Origin of the sequence: Thalassotalea sp. G20_0, assembly GCF_017744175.1 — a bacterium.
Lineage (GTDB): Bacteria > Pseudomonadota > Gammaproteobacteria > Pseudomonadales > Endozoicomonadaceae > Endozoicomonas.
The window spans coordinates 76,858-99,650 of sequence record NZ_JAGHQV010000019.1 but is presented as its reverse complement, the minus strand read 5'-3'; the positions used below and the strand labels follow the sequence as shown (position 1 = coordinate 99,650).

21 protein-coding genes are annotated in these 22,793 nt (G+C 48.5%); 7 read left to right on the top strand and 14 right to left on the bottom strand.

Annotation, left to right across the window (positions count from 1 at the left end):
• Positions 1-50: 50 nt before the first annotated feature.
• Positions 51-932 (bottom strand): hypothetical protein, encoded by an 882-nt coding sequence (locus tag J7438_RS13145; protein WP_209276897.1) that lies wholly within the window; start codon positions 930-932, stop codon positions 51-53.
• A gap of 62 nt (positions 933-994) precedes the next feature.
• Positions 995-1,219, bottom strand: coding sequence for a hypothetical protein (locus tag J7438_RS13140; protein WP_209276896.1), 225 nt, complete (start codon positions 1,217-1,219; stop codon positions 995-997).
• Between the two features lie 8 nt (positions 1,220-1,227).
• Here J7438_RS13140 and J7438_RS13135 point away from each other — a divergent pair, with 8 nt between their 5' ends.
• Entirely contained in the window at positions 1,228-1,563 is a 336-nt protein-coding gene (locus J7438_RS13135) for a hypothetical protein (RefSeq protein ID WP_209276895.1), read from the top strand.
• Between the two features lie 170 nt (positions 1,564-1,733).
• On the opposite strand, the gene J7438_RS13130 is transcribed toward J7438_RS13135, so the two are convergent.
• Positions 1,734-2,933, bottom strand: a complete 1,200-nt coding sequence (locus tag J7438_RS13130) for an ammonium transporter (protein ID WP_503003908.1) — start codon at positions 2,931-2,933, stop codon at positions 1,734-1,736.
• A gap of 241 nt (positions 2,934-3,174) precedes the next feature.
• Complete coding sequence (glnK, locus tag J7438_RS13125) at positions 3,175-3,513, bottom strand: P-II family nitrogen regulator (RefSeq protein ID WP_101744935.1); 339 nt, start codon at positions 3,511-3,513, stop codon at positions 3,175-3,177.
• A gap of 879 nt (positions 3,514-4,392) precedes the next feature.
• On the opposite strand from glnK, the gene J7438_RS13120 reads away from it, so the two are divergent.
• From J7438_RS13120 to J7438_RS13110, 3 genes are all read left to right on the top strand, one after another.
• Positions 4,393-4,848, top strand: coding sequence for a YybH family protein (locus tag J7438_RS13120; RefSeq protein ID WP_209276893.1), 456 nt, complete (start codon positions 4,393-4,395; stop codon positions 4,846-4,848).
• Positions 4,849-4,879: 31 nt separating this feature from the next.
• Complete coding sequence (locus J7438_RS13115; RefSeq protein WP_209276892.1) at positions 4,880-5,866, top strand: MBL fold metallo-hydrolase; 987 nt, start codon at positions 4,880-4,882, stop codon at positions 5,864-5,866.
• A gap of 72 nt (positions 5,867-5,938) precedes the next feature.
• A complete protein-coding gene (locus tag J7438_RS13110; RefSeq protein ID WP_209276891.1) occupies positions 5,939-6,232 on the top strand; it encodes an accessory factor UbiK family protein in 294 nt (97 codons plus the stop codon).
• Between the two features lie 2,095 nt (positions 6,233-8,327).
• On the opposite strand, the gene J7438_RS13105 is transcribed toward J7438_RS13110, so the two are convergent.
• Complete coding sequence (locus J7438_RS13105; protein WP_209276890.1) at positions 8,328-11,336, bottom strand: hypothetical protein; 3,009 nt, start codon at positions 11,334-11,336, stop codon at positions 8,328-8,330.
• 199 nt (positions 11,337-11,535) lie between these two features.
• Here J7438_RS13105 and J7438_RS13100 point away from each other — a divergent pair, with 199 nt between their 5' ends.
• A complete protein-coding gene (locus J7438_RS13100; RefSeq protein ID WP_209276889.1) occupies positions 11,536-13,056 on the top strand; it encodes a YifB family Mg chelatase-like AAA ATPase in 1,521 nt (506 codons plus the stop codon).
• A gap of 47 nt (positions 13,057-13,103) precedes the next feature.
• Here the strand turns inward: J7438_RS13100 and J7438_RS13095 are convergent, their stop codons facing one another.
• The 6 genes from J7438_RS13095 to J7438_RS13070 all read right to left on the bottom strand — a co-directional run bounded on the left by J7438_RS13095 (position 13,104) and on the right by J7438_RS13070 (position 17,848).
• Positions 13,104-13,460, bottom strand: a complete 357-nt coding sequence (locus J7438_RS13095) for a hypothetical protein (protein ID WP_209201903.1) — start codon at positions 13,458-13,460, stop codon at positions 13,104-13,106.
• A 436-nt stretch (positions 13,461-13,896) separates the two neighbouring features.
• A complete protein-coding gene (gene ptsG, locus J7438_RS13090) occupies positions 13,897-15,360 on the bottom strand; it encodes a PTS glucose transporter subunit IIBC (protein ID WP_209276888.1) in 1,464 nt (487 codons plus the stop codon).
• 319 nt (positions 15,361-15,679) lie between these two features.
• Positions 15,680-16,339 carry a YiaD family glycine zipper/OmpA-like lipoprotein gene (locus J7438_RS13085; protein ID WP_209276887.1) on the bottom strand — a complete coding sequence of 220 codons (660 nt, stop codon included), beginning with the start codon at positions 16,337-16,339 and terminating at the stop codon, positions 15,680-15,682.
• A gap of 19 nt (positions 16,340-16,358) precedes the next feature.
• A complete protein-coding gene (locus J7438_RS13080; protein WP_209276886.1) occupies positions 16,359-17,000 on the bottom strand; it encodes an MBL fold metallo-hydrolase in 642 nt (213 codons plus the stop codon).
• A 172-nt stretch (positions 17,001-17,172) separates the two neighbouring features.
• Positions 17,173-17,526, bottom strand: coding sequence for an RING finger domain-containing protein (locus tag J7438_RS28300; RefSeq protein ID WP_209276885.1), 354 nt, complete (start codon positions 17,524-17,526; stop codon positions 17,173-17,175).
• 97 nt (positions 17,527-17,623) lie between these two features.
• Complete coding sequence (locus tag J7438_RS13070) at positions 17,624-17,848, bottom strand: hypothetical protein (RefSeq protein WP_209276884.1); 225 nt, start codon at positions 17,846-17,848, stop codon at positions 17,624-17,626.
• 378 nt (positions 17,849-18,226) lie between these two features.
• Between J7438_RS13070 and J7438_RS13065 the strand changes: the two genes are divergently transcribed.
• Positions 18,227-19,453, top strand: coding sequence for a dicarboxylate/amino acid:cation symporter (locus J7438_RS13065; RefSeq protein ID WP_209276883.1), 1,227 nt, complete (start codon positions 18,227-18,229; stop codon positions 19,451-19,453).
• Between the two features lie 15 nt (positions 19,454-19,468).
• Here the strand turns inward: J7438_RS13065 and ribH are convergent, their stop codons facing one another.
• Together ribH and bioA are read right to left on the bottom strand one after the other, a co-directional pair.
• Positions 19,469-19,954 carry a 6,7-dimethyl-8-ribityllumazine synthase gene (gene ribH, locus J7438_RS13060; protein ID WP_209276882.1) on the bottom strand — a complete coding sequence of 162 codons (486 nt, stop codon included), beginning with the start codon at positions 19,952-19,954 and terminating at the stop codon, positions 19,469-19,471.
• An 81-nt stretch (positions 19,955-20,035) separates the two neighbouring features.
• The gene (bioA, locus tag J7438_RS13055; protein WP_286196563.1) at positions 20,036-21,325 is read right to left on the bottom strand and encodes an adenosylmethionine--8-amino-7-oxononanoate transaminase; all 1,290 of its coding nucleotides are present in this window, start codon (positions 21,323-21,325) and stop codon (positions 20,036-20,038) included.
• Between the two features lie 244 nt (positions 21,326-21,569).
• Here bioA and J7438_RS13050 point away from each other — a divergent pair, with 244 nt between their 5' ends.
• On the top strand, positions 21,570-22,436 hold the full coding sequence (locus tag J7438_RS13050; protein WP_209276881.1) for a 6-carboxytetrahydropterin synthase: 867 nt from the start codon (positions 21,570-21,572) through the stop codon (positions 22,434-22,436).
• Here the strand turns inward: J7438_RS13050 and J7438_RS28295 are convergent.
• Positions 22,408-22,704: a DUF2061 domain-containing protein gene (locus J7438_RS28295; protein WP_209276880.1), complete on the bottom strand. Its 297-nt coding sequence runs from the start codon at positions 22,702-22,704 to the stop codon at positions 22,408-22,410. The genes J7438_RS13050 and J7438_RS28295 overlap by 29 nt on opposite strands.
• Between the last annotated feature and the right edge of the window lie 89 nt (positions 22,705-22,793).

The following is a 22,793-nucleotide window of genomic DNA, read 5'->3' as shown; positions in this document are numbered from 1 at the left end:
TCTGAAATTCGGCCTATATTCATGCTCTATACTGGTGATGACTAATTTTATCAGTAAAGGATATTCCAGCAGTTCGGAATTCGAAAAGAGCCTTTATCGGGAATGGCCATGGAGCATTCATGTTTACGTTTCAGGTAATAGGTCGCATTATCATCCCAGATGACGTCTCCAAATATTCTCTTCCCAAGGCTGTCTAACACCAGGGATGTCATGCTATATGCTTCAGCAGGTTTGGCAGTTCCCCAGGGGATCCTGTAGTAGTCACCATTTTCGTTTTTTGTCCATAAGTTCTCTATTAGCGATACATCGTTGTTCCGCTTCGCTTCGCTGAGGGTGGCTGAAAATACAAGATTCTCTTCTGAGCGGACAGAAACAGTCACCTTACTGCCCTCTTTGTCCAGTGTCATTGAACCGTAAGAGGTATTATATTGGTCGGAATATGCGAGAACATATTTCATTATCCATGAATCAGTATGGGCCTTGATGGCCAGGTAGGAGCCCTTGCGAATTTCCAGCATCCAGATAGCTTCGGGATAATTCCATCCCATTAAGTAATACAATGGAATTTTAAAGGCAGCATCCATCTCAATGTTCACTACCAGCAAGGCGCAACGTACACGTTCCGGTGACTTTGCTGGCACGAATTGAACCCCTTCACCTGCCAGCTCAATGGCCCTCTCTCTGGGGACGGAGCCTTTTATAAAGAATCCTTTATGTTCAATGCCCACAAAAGAATACGTACGTGTCGATTCTGCCTTGCTTTTCGACTCCGATAAATCGGTTGGTGGGTTACATTCAGTCTCTGCTCCTGAGCCTTCATGATTCAGACATCCATCGGCGCGGCAATTGATAACCGGTAAGAGCACAGAAACAAAAGTAAAGACCAACAACATAAAGAGCTGATAATAACGATAAAAACTCGAACGAATCATATATATACTATTTATCTTCAAGAATATTCTTTCTCAATTTAATCAGAACAATAAAATCAGGGTCACGAAATGAAAAGAAAACTTCTGTAGCTGAGTATAACCAGCTTATCATCTTCGTGACGAATGCTATTGGCTTCAACGATGCACTCTTCCAGATGATCGTATGCATCCTTTGCGTCAGGAGGGAACTCATTTTGATAATAGGTAATGGCTTTTTGTATACATTCATCGACTTCTTTTTTCAGGCGACTTTTTCTATTTCCTTTTTTACGGTTAGCAGGATACAAGCCTAAGATTGAATAGTTTGCCTGAACGTACTGTTTGTGCCAGCGCCATATTGTTAACCAGCTTGGGTGCTTTGGGTCCTGAAGCTCAACTGCGATATCAGGTATCAGGTCTTCAATGTAAGTTTGAAATCAGGCGTGCACTTGGCTTTGCGACGATATTCCTGATATTGATATCCAAGGGGTTAGGCTTCAAAGGCAGCGACAGAACTTGGATATTCGAGGTGGTAACAAGCACCAACCTCGTTGCCCGACTCAACTCTGAAGTGCTTTTCCGACTTTATGCTATTGAAGCCATAGATGTGTTTTTTGGTAGACTTTCCAAGCTTGCGTGGTTTCATAACTGAACGACTCTGGCAACCTGATATCAGGTTAGAGCAGAGTCGTTAGTTTACAAGTTATGGTGAAAAAAACTTTTCACTTTATGCTGTTTTTATTTTCATGCGGTTGATTTACAACTTATTCATCAACCGACACATTTGTCAACGTAGTTGTTTGATATCAGTTCTTACATGTCTCAAGACTTGCTGGTGAACTCCGGATACGCTTCCATACCACACTCAGTAAGGTCAGCGCCTTCGTACTCTTCTTCTTCGGAGATACGCAGACCCATGATTACCTTGATCACACCCCAGACTACCAGGGAAGCACCAAACACCCAGGCGAAGATACTGCCAATACCCAACAGCTGAGCACCCAGGGTAGCGTCGCTGTTGGTCAGAGGTACCGCCAGCAGACCCCAGATACCCACAACACCGTGAACAGAGATGGCACCCACCGGATCATCAATACGCAGTTTGTCCAGCGCCAGGATAGAGAAGACAACCAGGGCACCACCAACAGCACCGATCAGCGTTGCACCCAGGGCAGTTGGCGTCAGCGGTTCTGCGGTAATGGCAACCAGTCCAGCCAGGGCACCGTTCAGAGCCATAGTCAGATCAGCCTTACCAAACAACAGTCTGGCAACGATCAGTGCAGCAATAACACCACCGGCGGCACCTGCATTGGTGTTGACAAAAATCTGGGCAACAGCGTTAGCATTTTCCACATCGGCAATCTTCAACTGAGAGCCGCCGTTGAAACCGAACCAACCCAACCAGAGGATAAAGGTACCCAGAGTAGCCAGTGGCAGGTTAGCACCAGGCATGGCATTAACAGCACCGTTGGACGCGTACTTGCCTTTCCGGGCACCCAGCAGCAGCACACCAGCCAAAGCAGCAGAAGCACCCGCCATGTGAACTACTCCGGAACCGGCAAAATCCTGGAAGCCAGCTTCATTCAGGAAGCCACCGCCCCATTTCCAGAAGCCCTGTACCGGATAGATGAAGCCCGTCATAAAGACCGCAAACAGCAGGAAGGCCCACAGTTTCATACGCTCAGCAACGGCACCGGAAACAATGGACATGGCAGTAGCTACGAAGACCACCTGGAAGAAGAAGTCAGAACGCAGAGAGTAGTAAGGTGCATCTTCACCACCACCAAGCACCGACTCGATGCTGTTCTCAGTGCCCAGCAGTGTGCCGAACAGAGGCATGATGCCGCCTTCGTTAGCCCCCGGATACATGATCTGATAACCACAGAGCAGGTACATGGTGCAGGCAATGGCAAACAGGGCAATATTCTTGGTCAGAATTTCAACGGTGTTCTTTGAGCGCACCAGACCGGCTTCCAGCATGGCAAAGCCAGCGGCCATCCACATGACCAGTGCACCACACATCAGGAAATAAAAAGTGTCGAGCGCATACGACAGCTGAGTTATATCTTCCACGGGACCCCTCCCAGTAAAATTCACATCTTTTTTATCTTTTTTTCAGCTCAGGGCTGCATTTAGCTCAGGGCTGCATTTAGCTCAAGGCTGCATTTAGCTCAAGGCTGCATTTAGCTCAAGGCTGTATATCACTGATACTGCTCGGCGATGTCATCAGTGGCTGCTGATGAGTCATGCCTTTGACTGACACTTAAATAGCGTCGATGCCAGTCTCCCCGGTACGGATCCGAATAGCCTGCTCCAGAGAGGTCACGAATATTTTTCCGTCACCGATTTTGCCGGTATTGGCGGCATTGGAAACTGCTTCAATCACCTGATCCAGCAGGTCATCCGAGATAGCCACTTCAATCTTTACCTTTGGCAGAAAGTCCACAACATACTCGGCACCGCGATACAGTTCGGTATGGCCTTTCTGGCGACCAAAGCCCTTGACCTCCGTCACAGTAATACCCTGAACGCCGATATCAGAAAGCGCTTCCCGCACGTCATCAAGCTTGAATGGCTTGATAATGGCTGATACTAACTTCATGCATTATTCTCCTGGCTCTACTTAATATTCATCCGGAAGGGGTGACCTGGATGCGACAGCTTCCAAAGTCTACGCTTTTCCCTTTGTGTTACAACCGTCTGTTTTATTTCCCGGGCCTGTAAAAGGAAAAACCAACCCTGCCAGTCTTGATTTCAGGCATCCTGCCCGGCACTGGTTGAATGGTTACTCCTGTCCAAGCAGGCTCTGTGCCAGTTTTCAGCTATCACCATAAATGGGCATGATTGAAGGTTTCATGGACTCAAACAAGTACCGAAACAGGGTACGCACGCATTTGACGCACTAAAAACTTACTCTTACCCAAAAATTACGCACCAGAACAGCGCACAGACCAATAAATCCTGCCAGCCAGACTTGGTGCAGAAGAGTTTATACAAACAGAGTCTGGTAATAGTCGGACCTAGGAGGCTGTCCGAGAATAGACTGCCCTACTGCGGTGGCAGCAAATTGGTCTAAAAATTCCGTTTTGTTCGGCAAATAGCCCCGCTATTCACCTCACAAAACGGAATTTTTATCCTCAATTTTCTGCCATCCTCGCTACGGGCGCTATTCTCGGACAGCCTCCTAGGCCAGTCCACTGAAAAGGCTTGGCCATTTTATCAGTAGTGTTTGTCACTTGTCGTTTAGTATCTGTATTGATTGCTCACATATAAGAAAAATCACTACTATCGTCAGTGATAATCACATTTTTCACAGTATTCACCCCCGGTTTTTTGGTTATTTTTTCGAGTTGAGTAGATGAGTCTGAGCGTATCTTACCCGGGGATACGCCCAATCAGCGCCGGACGGCAAAGTGCCTTTACCAAACCGGCGGCATGTGATAAATCCTACTGGCAAATAATAAGGCTGGGAAAAATACCGATGGCAAATGATATACGCAATGTACTGCACACCTTTAATGATGCGTTTTCCAATCAGCGTCTGGATGAGGTCATGAGCTATTTTGCCGATGAGTGTGAATTTCGGGAGATGAATGGCCATACTGCCCGTGGCAAACAGCAGGTGCGTAAAGCCATTCACTTTGCCTTCAGCGGCGTGTACGGCAAACTGACTTTTATTGAAAAAAGCATGCTGATTGATGAGCAAAAGAAAACCGCCAGTTTTGCCTGGTATTGCCAGCACGATATGCTACCAGTAAAAGGCATGTCGTTTACCAAAAAATTGATTGCCACATTGATCAAACTTCGGTTTGGCCAATCGTTTCATTGGGAAGGCATGGACTATTTTGTGTTTGATGACGATTTAAACATTGTCAGCAAACAAAGTTATGGCCGTGCGGTGATACCTAAATTTGTCCGGGGTGTTGCTCCGCGCTAAATTGATTAACAAAATAACATGGGTAGCTGCGGTGAATCGCTCAAAAAAACATCATCTGCCGAATGGCGGCTTTCGCAATAACGATGCTATGCAAATGCATCATCGCTCGTTATGGAACATCTTGAAATGGAAAATCACTGAGGCCCTGCCAGAGAAGGTTTCTATTCCGGTGGTTGAGGATGATTATTCAGTCTTTGCGAATTCCGATAAATCCCTGACCAGCTGGATTGGTCATGCGACCTTTTTAATTCGCCACCAGGGTATGAATATCATTACCGACCCACACTTTTCTGAACGAGCGTCTCCTGTACAGTGGGCTGGCCCCAGGCGTTACTCGCCACCGGCGATCGATATTGCTGCCCTGCCCCATGTGGATGTGGTGGTGATTTCTCACGACCACTACGACCATCTCGATCGAAACTCAGTATTGGCCATTCAGAAAAAGCAAAAAGACAATCCCCCCCTGTTTATGCTGCCCCTGGGTTTAGGCCAATGGTTCAGCAAACATGGTATAGCTAACTGGGTCGAACTGGACTGGTGGGAATCCCATACCCATCGCGGCTGGACATACACGGCAGTGCCTTGTCAGCACTTCAGTGGCCGTTCAATATTTCCGGATCGAACGCTCTGGTGTGGCTGGGTATTTGAAGCGGCGGCGGAAGCAGCTGAACCGGGTAAACGCTTTTATTTTGCCGGGGATACTGGCTACAGTTCAGATTTTAAAGCCATTGGGGAGCACTTCGGCTACATGGATATGGCCATGGTGCCGATTGGTGCCTACGAGCCACGCTGGTTTATGAAAGAGATCCATGTCAATCCGGAAGAAGCCGTGCATATCCACAACGATGTTGGCTCACGCCTGTCGCTGGCAATGCACTGGGGCAGCTTTATGCTAACCAATGAGCCAATGTTGCAACCACCGGAAGATTTGCAGCTCGCCAAACAGCAGCATGGCGTTGACGATAATGACTTTATTGTGATCAAACCCGGAAAGATTACGGCTTTATTTGAGCAATAATAAGTTCCGGATCGTTACCTTGCTGTTATTGCGGTATCCTTCTCTTTTCTGACCATCAGCCAAGCGATAACCATGATCGATAAAGCCGCCCTAATTAATACTATCGCCGCCAAAGCCGGTGAACTCTTTAACGGTGACAAAAGCCAGACCCGGGAAGATATCGAAAAAAATATCAAGGCACTGGTGGGCAGTGCCCTGTCAAAACTGGAGCTGGTCACCCGTGATGAGTTTGATACCCAGGTTGCTGTTCTGAAGCACACCCGTGAGCGCCTTGAAGCGCTGGAAAAAGAGATGGAAGCATTTAAAGCAGAACAAGAAGTGCCGGAAGACAGCAGCAACGATAACCAGCAAAGCGCTGATCATTAATTACTCAAGATTCCGGGCAGAAGTTGATACCCACAAATGCAGCTTCTCCGTAGTGGCTCTGTCGATATTTAATCCCGGGATGTTGCGATTGTTGCTATTTTTCCTGAACAGCCTGAGTCACCTTGGGGGGTTAACATTATGCTACCTGCAGCAGGGTTAAAGACCAGTACCGATGTCGATACAGCGGGCAATGAAATCAAGCCTGAAGTCGTCCGTGATATGGCTCGCTTTGATCACCGGTGGGTTCGCGTCCCCCAGGAAGTGCTCGCCAAAATCGCCAGCTATTTATCAATCAGCGATATCAATAATTTTGGGCAAGCATCGCCGACAACGGGCGATCGTCTGCGGTCATGCGGCCTGGCGGAGGTCCATTACTTCCTCTCCCTGACCAGGCAAAGGCAGTCTTCGTACCGGGCAATCATTCAGTCCAGTCAGCAACTCCTTGAGTACCTCAGGACGTTGTCCATATTTTCTGTTCGACACTTCCCTGCGCAACTGGGCCCGGCTTTTTACTCATTTTATGCCAACCATTTGCGCCAGCAGATTCTTGAGGGGACTGCACTGAACCTTATACCCAGTGGCAGCATAAATTTTAAACCCTATTCGTATAAACTATTGGGTAATCATATTCCCACCCTCATCAAGAGGAAGGCGGATAATTACAGTGATATTCTGGCTCTGGAGCATGGTCACTTGGTCAGGAAAGCTGAAATCAAACACGATAATTTTGCCTGGTTTGGTCATCAGCATGCCGACCATATTTTATTTGTCCCGCAATCGGTAACCGGTACGTGGTCGGAACTTTATCGCTACCCTTACTGGAGCGGCGAAGAGCATTTACTGTCTGTTTATGAATGCAGGAATGGTGAGTGGGTTGAGCAACAGCAACTGACAACGGGTGACGTTTTTCCTCAACATAATGACAAGCATATGAGTAAGATATACCTGTCACCTGATGCCAGGTCAGTGGTCTGTTTTAACTCGTGGTACACGGGTGCTATTCTCGGTCATGGTGCTGATGGCCAGTGGGTCAATAGAGGCAACATTGATACACCTCATAATCGTAATTTGCTGTTCAGTGCCGACAGCAAACATCTTGTGCTTTATGATGAAGCATACTTTACGATAATGAGCCAGGCAGACGATGAATCCTGGTCACAAACGGGCAATATTACGGTTGAAGATCGTGCTGAAGACCTGAAACTCACATCCAACGCGGAGGAAATGATCCTGTGTGAGTTTCCTCTGAAAGTGTTATTCAGCCCGGACAACCGCCATTTTGTCATATATTTTGACGATGATCATGTTGATGAAGATGATATTGAGCGAGATTATTTCTTTGCCATCATTGTGGCCCTTGATCCGGAAGGGCAGTGGCGTGAAAAAAAGAGAATTATTAAAACCTGCAAGCACCGATTTGATTGGTACTATCTTAAACCCAATTTCAGCCCCGATGGTCAGCTTCTGATCTTCAACTCTGAATATAGTTTGGATATCTGGGAATTAAATACTGACGACCAATGGCTGCCCGCTGTTCAGGAGAAGGACGAATACGGCGGTGGTACGATTCATTTTTCTGCGGACCCCTGTGAATTCATCAGACAATGGGAGTGGGCGATCGTAACAATCTGGCGCAAGGCGGCGTCCGGAATATGGGGCCAGGCAGAGACATTCCCGGCTGAGTCCGTGACAAAAATCAGTCCCAACGGTGAAACCATTGTGTTTAACGATCCTGCGGGCCATACGGATATCTATCAGCGTAAACCTGTTGGTGAACTTTGCGCTGAACCCGCCGGTGAGTGGGTCAGGCAACGCATCGAATTTTCCGTCACAAAAGTAGGTTTCAATCAAGAAGGCTACCTGCTGGCTGTGGTTCCTAAAACGGATTCGGACAGCCTGATTCTGTTCGGGTTGACGGCAAACGGGAGTTGGCTGGAAAGGAGCCGTTTGCAAACAGAAAACAGTATTTGGAAATTTTGCTTCAGCCCGTGCAGCCGCACCATTCAGGTCTCCAGTTTTCAGGTCACCGGTTTGGTTGTTTCCTTCTGGCAGATCATGCCCGATAATGCTCAGCTCAACAAGGCCATAAACCGCTTCAATGGCCACCACCGAGCTCAACAGCCAGCACCGCAGCAACCTGATAAAGGCCCCGAATCAGCAATGTCAACCCAAACTGACCATGATTATTCCCTAAGTTATCCCAGCCATTACTGGTGAAATCCTCTGGATATTGGTGTCGGCGATAATCAATTTTCTGATCCGGATAGACTTCCCGTGGATAACACCTGTTTTCATTAATACTGCGGGCAAAACAATCAGAATTCAGATTCTGCCGGGCAGTCCATAATGTGGTTTCCGCTGTGGTTTTTTCCAGCCATTGCTGAAAGATTTCCGGCGATTCAAAATACTCTGCGGTTTTCACCGACCTGCCAACCAGACCGGATAAAAAGGCCCCGATGGCCTGATCAATAAAAGCACCGAGTTTTGCCCGGCCTTTGGCATCCTTATAATGGTAATCTGAGTCATCCCGGTGCATTCTGGCGTAATGAAGCACCGCTGCCACCATATTTTCACAAAAAGCGTTCATGAATGCTGCACGCTGATCAAAGCCCGGTGGCATAAAAGCAGTAGTATCTGCGGCATCAAAATAGCTGGTGATTCCGGGGTAAAATTCCATATCGCCAATATCCCTTAAACCGGAGTAACCCCAATCTGATTCATCAGTAGCCTTGCTGTCCCAGGCAGTTAATGCTCCAGGAAATGCCCGGGCATGGTTAAACATAAAACAGAGAAACAGCTCTCGGCGCTTATCTTTAAACGAATGGTACGCCCGGATCGTGGAAGTGTGCACAGCGCCCAGGCTGCTCCACACCCCCAAGTCATAACTGGCGTTAATCAAGCCCTGCTCTGCGCGGGTGCTGTTACCGTCAGGGTCTTTCTGATGAGCCAGTGTGCTGTAATCCTGATTGCGTGTAGTGAATTGATACATCAGATAACAACACCGGCTGCCCAACGCCACCGTTTCCAGCCTTGAACGAAAGTCGGCAAAAATGTCTTCAGGCATCAGTTCAACCGGTACCAGCTTCAACCCGACAGGCCTCGGTACTTCACTTTTCAGCGATCCCCCAAGCCGACGGTGGTTCCAGACAAAACTGTGGACTGCCTCTTCCCGGAAAAAATCTTTCAATGGCTCCCCGCAGCGCAGAAATTTCATGCGGGATATCTTCGTACGGGTGTTCATCATTAACGCCCGTCCCCCATAAACAGTACAATTCGCGGATAACGGCTTCGTTATTACTGGCAACTGCGCCTGGTGCAGTCTCTGTTTCTGCTGGCAACAGTGCTGTTCAATGGTTTTCTGTAGCGCATGCCCCATGGCAAGGTTGCGCAGGGTAAACGGAGCACTGCTTAATAAGGCTTTCTGCAAAAATATACTGCTGGAAAACTTGAGTTCATCAAAAGGTCGCGGCTCCAGCGGTTCCAGCAAAATGTATCGATGCATTATCGGCTTGCCCCGTTGTCGGCAGGACAATGGCATACAGGTATCCCCCCTGGCTACCATTGCCTGGCGAATGTCCTGTGGGAGATATTGAGGGGCAACGGCCAGCAATAAATCATAAGGTAGCTGGTGGCGAAGGGATTCAGGCACATGCTTGATGATTTTTGAATTTGGCTCGGTAGCCTCAAGGGCCAAACAACAGACATCCATGGTTCTTAACGGAGCTGGAATTTTTTTCAGGGAGTATAAGCCACTGCTGGCCGCCAGGAACAGAAGATCGGGATGATCCTGAAATTTTTTTTCTGGCACAGAGCAGTTAGAGGGGGAGATTCTCAGTACGCACCGATAGAAGTCCACCGTTCTAAACGACTCAGGAAAAGAGCAATCAGTTGCACCTGCCCTTATTGCCCGCTCGACCCATTCAGGATGAGCACGCATCAGGGATGGGGGGCATCCGGAAATGGAGTCAGGCCATTTATCCAGGTATCGTTGGCAAAAATCTTCTGTTTTTGCAGAATCAGGCAATTGCTGCAGTAGCGAAGAACTCCATTGCTGGTGAAAAACCTCATTGGCCAGCTCCGGGTGCTCCAGGAATATCTGGCGAGGGATAAAATCAAACTGATTCAACAGGTCAGTTTGCCTGATAGCCTTAACGCAGCGCTGATACGTACGTAAAGACTGCGGAATATCCTCCAAATCAGTAATTCCCAATTGATCAATCAGCTGATCTGCTACCGATTCTGAAATAGAGTCGCAGAGAAAGTTTAATTTCTGTACTGCCATTGAACATAATTCGGGGTAAAACGTCGCACAAGGATTCACAAACTCAATTAATTTGGGATTTTTTTTGATCGCCTCCAGGCACAGGGGATAATTTTGATGCTCGGGGGTTACATATTTCAGGGTATCCGGACAAGTCGCCACCAGATCAGGAAACTGAACTGACCGGACATAATCAGAGGCAATATTGACTGGAAGAGCACCGATCCGAAGGCAAAATTTATTAAACGAACGGGTTTTCAACCGGGCCGGGAGATTTTGATAAAACCACTCCAGCCCGATTTTTTTTTTCAGACACTCCCGGGCAAGGGCTTCAGTGATTGCAGCCGGAGGCAAATCCTGGAGATACAATTCATAGTCGTTGACCAGGTCAGCCGTCAGCACACTCTTCAGAACCTCTACCCGGGTATGTTGAAGCACCCAGGCTCTATTCAGCCAACTGGAAAATTTCATCCTTTGGTTAAACTCTTCTTTACTGGTTATTTCATCTGGAAACTGTAAATAACAGGCAAGCAACTGACGTTGATGGTCAGATACAGGACGGGAAGGACCATCAATAAAAGGGTCAGCAGAAGGTTGAATAGCAACAGAGCGAGGTAGCCCGGGTTGTTTTGCCTCTGTTGATTTCAGTAACCCCGCAGTGGATGAAAATGCCTTCTGTATTACTCCCGCTCCAATTTCGGCTGAAGCGACATTGGTAAAGGCAGAAGACGTGATGAACCGATGATTGCCTCTATCATCAGAGGGATTGCACACAGCTGTTTGCGTATCTTTTTTTTGTTTCTTAGCTGGTGAAGCATTAATGCAGCGGTCAACGGTATTCATAATTCGACGCTTTCAAAAGAATTATTTTTTATCTACCTGGATGCTTTAAATGTGAACTTTAATTCGATCTGACTATTACGATGCAAAGAAGTTCCTGATTATCATTGTTGAACGTTCGAATGACGCAAATTACACAGTAACTCTTTCATAAGCTGCTATCTTTGATCCATTAACGTTGTTTAATCGGTCAATAATAACAATGCCTTCAACACTGGCGCAGGTTTACACTCGGGCAAATCAGGGCATCCGTGCACCTGCGGTTTCGGTAGAAGTCCATCTTTCTCAGGGCCTGCCCGGTTTGAATATTGTCGGCCTGCCGGAAGCGGCAGTTCGCGAGAGTAAAGACCGGGTACGCAGTGCACTTATTAATAGTGGCTTTGAATTCCCTGACGGTCGCATCACGGTGAATTTAGCCCCGGCCGACCTTCCAAAAGAGGGCGGAAGATTTGATCTGCCCATTGCCCTGGGCATTCTGGTGGCTTCCGGACAACTGCCGGGTGAGGCTCTTGAGGATAGAGAGTTTCTTGGTGAGCTGGCGCTTTCTGGCCACCTTCGCCCTGTCCGAGCGGTGCTTCCTGCTTCATTAGCCTGCAAAGACATCAACAGGGCATTGATTCTTCCTGAGCAGAATGCATCTGTTGCCGCCATGGTCAGCAGTGTCACGATTATTGGCACCCGCAGTCTCCCCGAGGTTTGCGCTTTCCTGCTTGACAAGACACCAATTGAACCGGCAAAACCCGACCAAAACAGTTTTAAAACAAACTATCCAGACCTGGCAGATGTACGAGGGCAGGAGCAAGCCAAAAGAGCGTTACTGATTGCGGCTACCGGCTCGCACCACCTGCTCCTCTTTGGTCCACCCGGTACCGGGAAAACCATGCTGGCCAGTCGTCTGCCCGGATTGCTGCCACCGCTGACAGAGAGCGAAGCCCTTGATGTGGCCGCGATACATTCACTGACATCCAGCTCCATGGACACCCTCTGGCAGCGCCCTTTTCGCACACCGCACCACTCCTCTTCATCGGTTTCCCTGGTGGGCGGTGGCAGCATACCGCAACCGGGGGAGATCTCTTTTGCCCATCATGGTGTTCTGTTTCTGGATGAAATGCCTGAGTTTACCCGCGCAGCCCTGGAAATACTCAGAGAGCCCCTGGAAAACGGTGAGGTAGTCATCACCAGAGCCAAAGGTCAGGAGCGTTTTCCGGCCCGATTCCAGCTGGTCGGTGCCATGAACCCATGCCCCTGTGGTTACCTGGGTGACAGTCAGCGAACCTGCCGGTGTTCACCGGACCAGATCAGACGCTACCGAAACAAATTATCCGGGCCATTACTGGATCGTATTGACCTTCAGATTGAGGTGCCATCCCAGACTATCCAAACCATGATGGAGCCTGCTGTTCAGAACAACGATGAAACCAGTTCAGAACAGCTGAGAGAGCTGGTGATCAACGCCCGGAAAAAACAGCAGGCCAGACAGGGAAAAATCAACTGCCAACTGTCGTCCACGGAGCTGTTTGAAGTCTGTGCACTGGGTGAAAAGGAGAAAGAGCTGATTACCAGGGCATCCGCGCAACTGCAAATATCAACCCGAGGGCTGCATCGGATTTTACGAGTGGCCAGAACCATAGCCGACCTTGCTGGCAGTGCCTCGGTGCTAAGCCCGCACCTGGGAGAAGCCCTGCAATATCGGCAATTGGATCGTCAGTCCCCAGGAGGCTGACCGAGAATAGTTTTTCACCAATCATCCTCTGCTGAAATTACCCAACCTTATAAACGGTAAACCTCTTGCCAATTTATGGGATTCCCTACGGGATCCTCGCCAATATTGCTAATGTAATAGTTTGCTAAGAATTGATAACTGTATGTCTGCTTATTACAGAGAACAAGATCATTTAACTTTCGCAAATGAATACAACACTCTTCAGATATCCCTTCCCGGGATATCTCAGCCGGTAGTTCGGGTATCTCATTGAACGGAACAACATTTAATTCAAGAATCCGTACAAACTCCGGCTTACTCTCCTCCACAGAAGCCTGTTGGCCGACACCGGCCCTTTCCCAGATCATGTTCGCCATCAAGCCCTCAATAACTGCATCGGTCATCTGCTGGCGGTCATTATCCATAGCGTTTTCGGGCATGCACTCTGAGACAAGTTGAGCTATATGCCGGTTACGTAGCTGAGGCTCATTACGAAGATCTATACGAAGCGGTGCCCGGCCGGGAACCACCAGGTCATATATTTCTGGCTGACGCACACAGCACGGACAGAAAATCCTTTTTATACGCCGCATAAAACCTGAGCCTCTTTGCTCAGAACGCCCTTGAACTAACTCCTCACGAGACCTGCCCTGTGCAGGCCAAAGGTCATAACTTGCGGCTCTTGCCTCCATGGAAATCGCTCCTCTTAACTTCTAGGTCATAAATTTTGTTCTTAACCGACCATTAGACACCACAAACCGGTAATTTATCCCTCTTGCCAATAAAAAAAACCGTGCCCACAATAAACGTGGGCACGGCTGCAAAGACAATCATTTACTGCTCTTTTATCGAGCTTAACTATCAGGCCAGGGCCAGTTCGCCGGTTTCCGGAGCCTGACCACTTTTCATCAGCTCCTTCATCTCGGTCTTGATCTGATCAGAACGTGGACCAAAGATGGCCTGCATATTCTGGCCTACCACCAACACAGCTGTGGCACCCAGAACCTTGATGGCTTCAACATCCACACTCTCTGGCTTATCTACAGTGACGCGCAGACGGGTGATACAGGCATCAATGCTCTTGATATTGCGCTGACCACCAAAAGCGATGAACAGTTTTCTGGCCAGCTCACTGCCAACTTCTGCAGTATTCGCGGCTTCTGCTTCCTGTTCACGACCCGGTGTGCGCAGGTTGAACATCTTGATGGCAAGCGTGAAGACGGTGTAATACAGCGCCGCGTAAGCCAGGCCCCACACCAGAATCATGGCTGGTTTGGTACCAATGCTGAATGACAGGGCATAGTCAATCAGACCGTGGGAGAACGAGCCGCCCATTCTGATTTCGAAGAAGTTGGTGATCACAAACGCGATACCCGCCAGCAGTGCGTGAATTCCGTACAGGATTGGCGCAACAAACAGGAAGGAGAACTCGATAGGCTCAGTAATACCGGTCAGGAAAGAGGTCAGGGCCGCAGACAGCATAATACCGCCCACCACTTTCTGGTTTTCGGTTTTCGCACTGCGCCACATGGCAATCGCCGCCGCTGGCAGACCAAACATTTTGAACAGGAAGCCACCCGCCAGGAAGCCTGCAGTCGGGTCACCGGCAAAGAAACGTGGAATGTCACCATTCACCACAACGCCAGAAGCAGTGACAAACTCACCCATCTGAGACTGGAAAGGTACGTTCCAGATATGGTGCAGACCAAATGGAATCATCAGACGCTCGATAAAGCCATAGACAAAGCCCATGGTCACAGGATTACCTTCAACTGCGTAATTACCAAAAGCATCAATGGCATTACCGATTGGTGGCCAGATAAAGCTCAGCGCCACACCCATCACGATGGCAGCAAAAGCGGTGATAATCGGCACAAAGCGCTTGCCCGCAAAAAAGCCCAGGTACTCAGGCAGCTGGATTTTATAGAAGCGGTTGAACATGATTGATGCCAGAATACCCATCAGGATGCCACCAAACACACCGGTATCAATAGAAGCGATACCCATGATGGATTTGGTTTCGATACCCAGGGTGTTGGCCATAACCCCCATGGTAGCGAGCAGAACCACATAGCCTACAATCGCTGCCAGAGAAGAAACACCATCGTTATCTGTCAGGCTGAGTACCACGCCGATAGCAAACAGCAGAGGCAGATTACCAAAAACAGCACCACCCGCCTGAGCCATGATATGGTTCAGGAGTTCAGGAAAGATTGAAAAGTTTGCACTACCTACCCCCAGCAGAATACCGGCAGCGGGCAAAATTGCCACGGGCAGCATCAGCGAGCGCCCGATTTTTTGTAGAAGGGAGAATGCTTTTTGCACCTGTTTACCTTTAGTTGCCGTTTTTTAAAAAAAATATAAAAACGTTGCCAAGAAAGTTCTGATCATCTGAATTTGGGCGCAGGATTTTGATACATTTGCTTGCTTTATGAACTGACTTAGATCAAAAAATGACAGACTTTCTGTTATCTAAAGGCACTTTTTTATTATTGTTTTATAACAACTTGAGCATATTCGAGCACCATACCGAAGTCATCTTTTCAAAGACTTCGTGCTCTTCGTGTCCTTTGTGTTTTCAAAAAAGCGCTCTACCTTTCGCACCCTCCCCTGTGCAATCGCCAGGGGAGCTCCGACTCTTTTTTTATCGCGGCTGGACGGGAAGAAGGTTGATTTCTACACGACGGTTTTTGGCACGACCTTCAGCGGTTTTATTACTGCCAATAGGGTCAGCAGAGCCACGGCCATAGGCAACAATGCGGTCACCACTGACGCCCTGAAAAGCAATATAGTTAGCAACACTGTCAGCCCGGTCCTGGGAGAGAGGTACGTTTATCTTATCCCCTCCGGTACTGTCGGTATAACCAACCACTTCGATCATGTTACGGTCGTACTCCCTGAACACTTTTGACACAGAACCCAGCACCGGATAAAAAGCAGACCTGATATCGGATTTGCCGGAGTCGAAAGTGATATTGGATGGCATAATCAGTTTCAGCTCATCACCCTGGCGGTATACCTGTACGCCGGTTCCCTCCAGTTCTGCTCTCAGTACTCTTTCCTGTCGATCCAGATAATGGCCATAACCGGCACCTGCCGCACCACCAATGAGGGCACCTTTCAGGGCACCATCACCACCATCGGCGATAGCACCAATAGCAGCACCCGCCAGAACACCACCAAGGCCATACTTGGTTGACTTGCTGGCCTGTTGTTCACCGGTGTAGGGATTGGTTGTCTGACAGCCTGCCAGCAAAGACCCCATCAACAGGGTGGCAACGGCAAATAATCTTTTCAATGACATAATGGTTTTCCTAAGCAAATCAGCCGCGAATAATACTATTTTCACGAATTTCTTCACCTATTGTGGTATCAGGACCGTGTCCGGTGACCACAATGGCTTCTTCGTCCAGCGTATAGAGTCTTTGTTTGATCGATCGTTCAATGGCTTTGTAGTCTCCGCCCCACAAGTCTGTTCGCCCAATTGACCGGCGGAACAGCGTATCCCCTGCGATCAGAAGCTTTGGCTGTTCAAACCAGAAACACATGGAACCGGGCGTATGCCCCGGAGTGTGCATGGCCACACCTTCACAGCACGGCAGTTCTTCATCATCTTTTAACCAGTAATCAGGATCTGGAACCGGGCTATAAGGAACACCGAACATACGGCATTGCATTTCAAGGTTGTCCCAGAGGAACTTATCCCCCTCATGGAGATAGATGGGCGCACCGGTCTGCTTTTTGATATCGCCACTGGCCAAGAAATGATCCAGATGAGCATGGGTATGGATAAGCGCGACAACCTGTAAATCCAGATCCCGGAGCTTTGCCATAATAATGTCAGGATCGCCACCGGGATCTACGACAAATGCCTTACGGGTGAGCGGATCACCAATAATCGTACAGTTACATTGCAGAGGCCCAACAGGGAAAGTCTGCCGGATAAAGGCTGGTTGGTTTGTCATTTGACCTTCACAGTAGTTTGCTATGTTCGGCCAAGATTCTAATATTATTTTTCTGTCGGGTCTTTCCCTGTTAACAATAATAAATTCTCGGCGAGACAAATCCGAAACAGCCGGGTATTTCCCTGATGTTTCGGGTTCCCTAAGAATTATTATCCCGGCTTTTCTATGTTTGTCACACTATCGTACACCAGCTGGTAACGGCAGGTGGGTTCTGCGTCGAATCGTCAGGAGCGGGTCTGTCAAGTCTCAGGGCAAGAGAGGTTAAAATCGCGTTCACCACTTCGACAGTCTTGGGATCACGTCCAATTTGTGTCATAAACAGTGAAATTGAATCCGGTAGCGGAGACCTGCAAATTGGGCATCTTGGGTTAACTTCTCGGGTTTTATCCAGACACCATTTATGGAATCTATGTCTACACTGGGTGATAACCTGCATATCTGAGGTGGAATCCAGGCAAACTGGGCACTCGTCATTATACCCGGAGTTGGTCTGACAGGTTTGTATGGTTGGGTTTACTGCATTCATTATTGTTCCTCTTCCATCTCATGACTGGTCAGATCTGCAAAATGGGTTCTGCCTCGCTTCCAGAAGCCTTATTTTCTGCATCAGAGCCACTTATGCATCAGAGCCACACTGGCTTGACCAGGCCAGCAGGATTAACCCGCAGGAATGCTTTCCGCCCGGGATGGGGAAAGTTCCATTCCTGAATGTACTCATCCGCATCATCTGAATCCTCTTTGGAAAAGCCTTCCGGGATCAGGGAATATTTATGATAGATCCATTCTTTTCGGGTCAGTCCGGGCCTTGGCTCAGCTATGGATAGTGAAAAGCGGATTTGTCTCAACACGTTACTACTCCTCAGTAATTCAGCAGGCGTCACTTTATGGAATCATTAGTGTTCAGCCCCACAGGCCTTTGAGGTAGGAAGTGTAGTCAAAAAAACACTGGTCATAAGTACCAAAAGAATATTCCACCGCAAAAATAATTGAGTGAAAAATTATTCATTAAATTAATAAAAGGAGTCAGTCAAACTGCCCCTTTAAAGCCAACCAAATAACAGTCAATCTGACCGGGAATGAAGCTATGTGACTATGTAAATACCAAAACAAAATAATAACCCGTAAAAAACGTGTCTATTCTCAGGATTCAATCCAGTAGATAGACCCCAAAAGCTATGCAGCCAGATAACAAAAACACGGAAAAACAACCCATTATAAATAGCACTATGATTCTACTCATAGCCGGACTATTCGGAGTTATCACAGGATGGCTTGACCTGAATGAACTCAATCAGGCCGGTGATGTGGTGTCCGACCTGTTTTTACGAATGCTGAAACTGATCAGCCTCCCCATTATCTTTTTTGCCCTGGTTTCCACTCTTTCCGGAATGGGCGAAGCGTCAGAGGTAAAACGCCTGGGTGGTCAGGTTCTGAAATACACGGTGATCACTACCCTGATTGCCGCTACTGTTGCCCTGGTCCTTTACTTATTCATTGCTCCGGCGGGAAAGGCTGGTGCATTAGCCGGAGCCTCCGAGCCTTCAGGCCCCTCTGGCAGTTATTGGTCTTATCTGCTTGGCGTGATTCCTGCCAGTTTTATCGAGCCCTTTTACACTCATAATGTGATGGGTGTGTTGTTTCTGGCCCTTCTGCTCAGTGCTGCCATTATGGTTCTGGAAAACCGGCACAAGGCTGTTCTGCATGCCTTTTTTGACAGTATGTTTGCAGCCATCATGAAGATGACCGGTCTGATCCTTAAACTTATGCCTCTGGCGGTCTGGGCATTTGTTAACCAGTTTATCCACGATCTGCAGAGTCAGAAAATTCTCCAGGACCTTGGGCTCTACCTGCTGTGCGTGGTGCTGGCCAATATCGTACAGGCTGCCCTTATGTTGCCGCTGTTGCTGAAATTCAAAGGCATTTCTCCCTGGCAAACCATGAGAGCCATGTGGCCAGCGCTAACCGTGGCCTTTTTCGCCAAATCATCGGCGGCGGCTCTGCCCTATGCGGTTGAGTGCGCTGAAAAAAACATGGGGGTTCAGAGCAAAGTGGCCCGTTTCAGCCTTCCTCTGTGCATTACTGTCAATATGAACGCTTGTGCTGCTTTCATACTGATAACGGTTCTGTTTGTTTCACAAAGTAATGGCGTCATGTTCTCTCCTCTGGAGTTACTCTCATGGATCGTCATTGCCAGTATTGCCGCCATTGGTAATGCCGGTGTGCCCATGGGGTGTTATATGTTATCCAGCGCATTTCTTGCCGCGATGGGAGTGCCACTGCAACTGCTGGTTATTATTCTGCCATTTTATGCGTTGATTGATATGCTCGAGAGTGCCATTAACGTGTGGTCAGACTCCTGTGTAACCGCCATGGTGAACGCAGACCTGTCACCCGCTATGGAGTTGGCAGAGGGAGAGAGCCAAGTGAATCACAATGGCAGTGATCCGACCTGAGCTCAATAAGTTTTATTAACCTTTCATCTGGTTTATCCAGTGCAACAGTTCAGAAGTGGCGTAGACTGCCTCTACGCCTTTATTCATGTGATCATCACCGGCTCTTTTTTGCGCGTCCTCAACGCTATCTACTCCGATCACTTCATTAATCACTGGTTTTCCGAAGCGTTCTGTGACATCCATAAAACCTTCAAATACACCATGAAGCACCATTTCATCGTGACTGGTGATCCCTTTCAGAACCACACCAAACGCCAGGATAGCATCCAGCTCAGGGTCTTTTTCAAACAGAATCCGTGCCGCAAGCGGCAGTTCCAGTGAACCCGGGACTTTGTGAATTGAGATATTCTCTGGCTTGACATCCAGCGCCAGCAGCTCTTTTTGAGCCCGGTTAATCATGGCATCGACACAGTCGCTGTGCCAACTGCTGCCGATAATCGCCAGCCGTGCATGGGGAATTTTGTGGAACTGTTCCGGGGTTTTAGGAAGGCCTGCGCCCATCAGGGATACTCCTTTAAGTAACGATTAAATAATAGTGTGAAAATGAAAGTTAGCTGGCTTCGGCTCTTGCGGCAAACCGGTTCAGTGGCTAACCCGATGAAGCACCCGACAAATAGCGCTACACAATGCTTTCAGCTCATCGCTGGAAATAACGTAGGGTGGCATCACATAAACCAGCTTGCCAAAAGGCCGGACCCAAACCCCCTCGGCAACAAACAACGGCTGGATTTCAGACATCACCACCGGTTCTTTCAACTCCACGACCCCAATACCACCCAACACCCGGACATCAGCAACAGCAGGCAGGTCATCACAAGGCATCAAGCCTTCCCTGAGCACTTGTTCAATCGCCGTCAACTGGCCACGCCATTCGCCTCTGGACAAGATCTCCAGGCTGGCATTACCGGCAGCGCAGGCCAGTGGGTTGGCCATAAAGGTGGGGCCGTGCATAAACGGACCGTGTTCAGAAATGGTGTGGCTGACCTGCTCTGAACAAAGGGTTGCCGCCATCGTCATGTAACCACCGGTCAGGGCCTTTCCGACACACATGATATCCGGAACAACGCCAGCATGTTCACAGGCAAACAGCTTGCCGGTACGACCAAACCCCGTGGCAATTTCGTCATGAATCAGCAGCACTTCATAGTCGTCACACAGCTGGCGCAGACGCACCAGATATTCCGGAGAATAAAAATACATGCCTCCGGCACCCTGAACAATGGGCTCAATAATCACCCCCGCCAGCTGGTTTCCCCGTCGATCCAGGATCTGCCGCAATTCATCAATATGCCTCTCTTCAAAAGCTTCAGCAAAACGACACTCAGGGCGGGGGACAAAATAATGCTGAGGCAGAATTCCGGTAAACCAGTGATGCATGCCGCCATCAGGGTCACAAATAGACATGCCACCGGTTGTATCGCCGTAATACCCACCCCTGACGGTCAGCATCTTATTTTTTTCAGGTCGTTCCCGGGCAATCCAGTATTGCATGGCCATTTTGATAGCGACCTCAACAGCCACAGAGCCGGAGTCGGCAAAAAACACCGTTTGCATCGGTTCCGGTGTCATGGCCACCAGCTTTTTCGCCAGATCAATCGCCGGTTTATGGGTCAGGCCACCAAACATAACATGGGAGAAATCATCAATCTGATGCTTTAGTGCCGCATTCATTTCAGGATGGTTATAGCCATGCACCATGCACCACCAGGAAGACATGCCATCAATAACCCGGCGACCATCATTCAGGTGCAAATAGACACCTTCGGCCCCAACCACCGGGAACATATCCACCCGATTAATGGTCTTACTGTAGGGGTGCCAGATATGTTCAGCATCAAACACCAGTTCTTCCGGGGTTATAACAGGGCTCAAGCCTGACTCCTTTTGATACGTATTGACCTTTCCGGTAGGAGAAGATAATCGCGGGGCTGTTCTGTAGCAAGCGTAAACAGTACTTTATACCCATCAAATTTATCAGGCCCTTATATGAGCATGAGATTGCTTATGGCTGTTTTCGGGATCCTGGCCTACTCTGCCCCTGTGGATAATTTGAATAGTTCGTTCCAAAATCAGATGATTTTCAAATCCATTCACCACTATTCATTTTGGAAGTAATATGCAGGCTCTGTTCGTAAACCAGCTTACTACCCTGGACTTCAGTTACCTCTGTCCAACTCGAGGACTGGTGGGTGAAACCTGGCTTGTGGATGTGGTGCTGGGTGGTGAGCTTGATCAACAGGGCATGGTGTTTGATTTTGGCCATGTAAAGAAACAGGTTAAAGCCTTACTGGACAGCCTGTCGGATCACCGCCTTCTGGTTCCCCTGAATGCAGAAGCAACTTCCATTACCCATAACAAAGATCAGTTAGTTGTCAGCTTCAAATCACGTCATGGGGTGATTACCTGTTCAGCACCGGCACAGGCTGTATTGCTGGTTGATGCCAAAGCGATCACTCCGGAGTTAATCACCCCCTTTCTGGAGGATGCCATACAACAGGAGCTGCCAGACAATGTTACCAGGGTTGAACTCAGGTTATACCCTGAAGAAATTGGCGGGGCTTACTATCACTACAGCCATGGGTTGAAGAAACACGATGGGGATTGCCAGCGGATTGCCCATGGCCATCGCTCACAGATTCGGGTTTTTGTCGATGAACAACGGGATCAGGCGCTGGAGGCATGGTGGGCAGCAAAGTGGCGTGACATCTATATAGCCACAAAAGAGGATTTAAAGGACACTTTCACTGACAATAATCTGGATCATTACCGATTCAGCTACACGGCCAGGCAGGGTTACTTCGAACTCAGCCTGCCAAGTGCTCACTGTTATATCATCGATACCGATTCCACGGTTGAACTGCTTGCCAGCCATATTGCCCGCTCTCTGGCTGAGCGAAAGCCAGGTAAAACCATCCGGGTCGTCGCTTTTGAAGGTCTGAATAAGGGAGCTATTGCTATGCATTCAGAGCCTTCAGCTGATTGAGTGCCTTCAGCTGATTGAGTGCCTTCAGCTGATTGAGTGCCTTCAGCTGATTGAGTGCCTTCAGCGGGTTGAAAGCCTTGTCGACAGGCTTTGGGCTGGCCTTTTCAGATCGATTCCAGACCTTTTCGTGAAAATAATAAGCCACTGTATTCACGGCAGGCTCAACCATCGCCAGGGCACCACCAATCATTACATCCCCGGTCATCAGGTAGCCTACTGAAAACGCAACACAAAAGTGGACTGCTGCAAAAGAAACTGTTTTAGCCACGGTGTTCTCCGGCCTTGATAATCATTTTGTCGTTGTTGGCTTTATTCTATGAGAACGATTCTCAACTATAAAAATAAAACAATACAAAC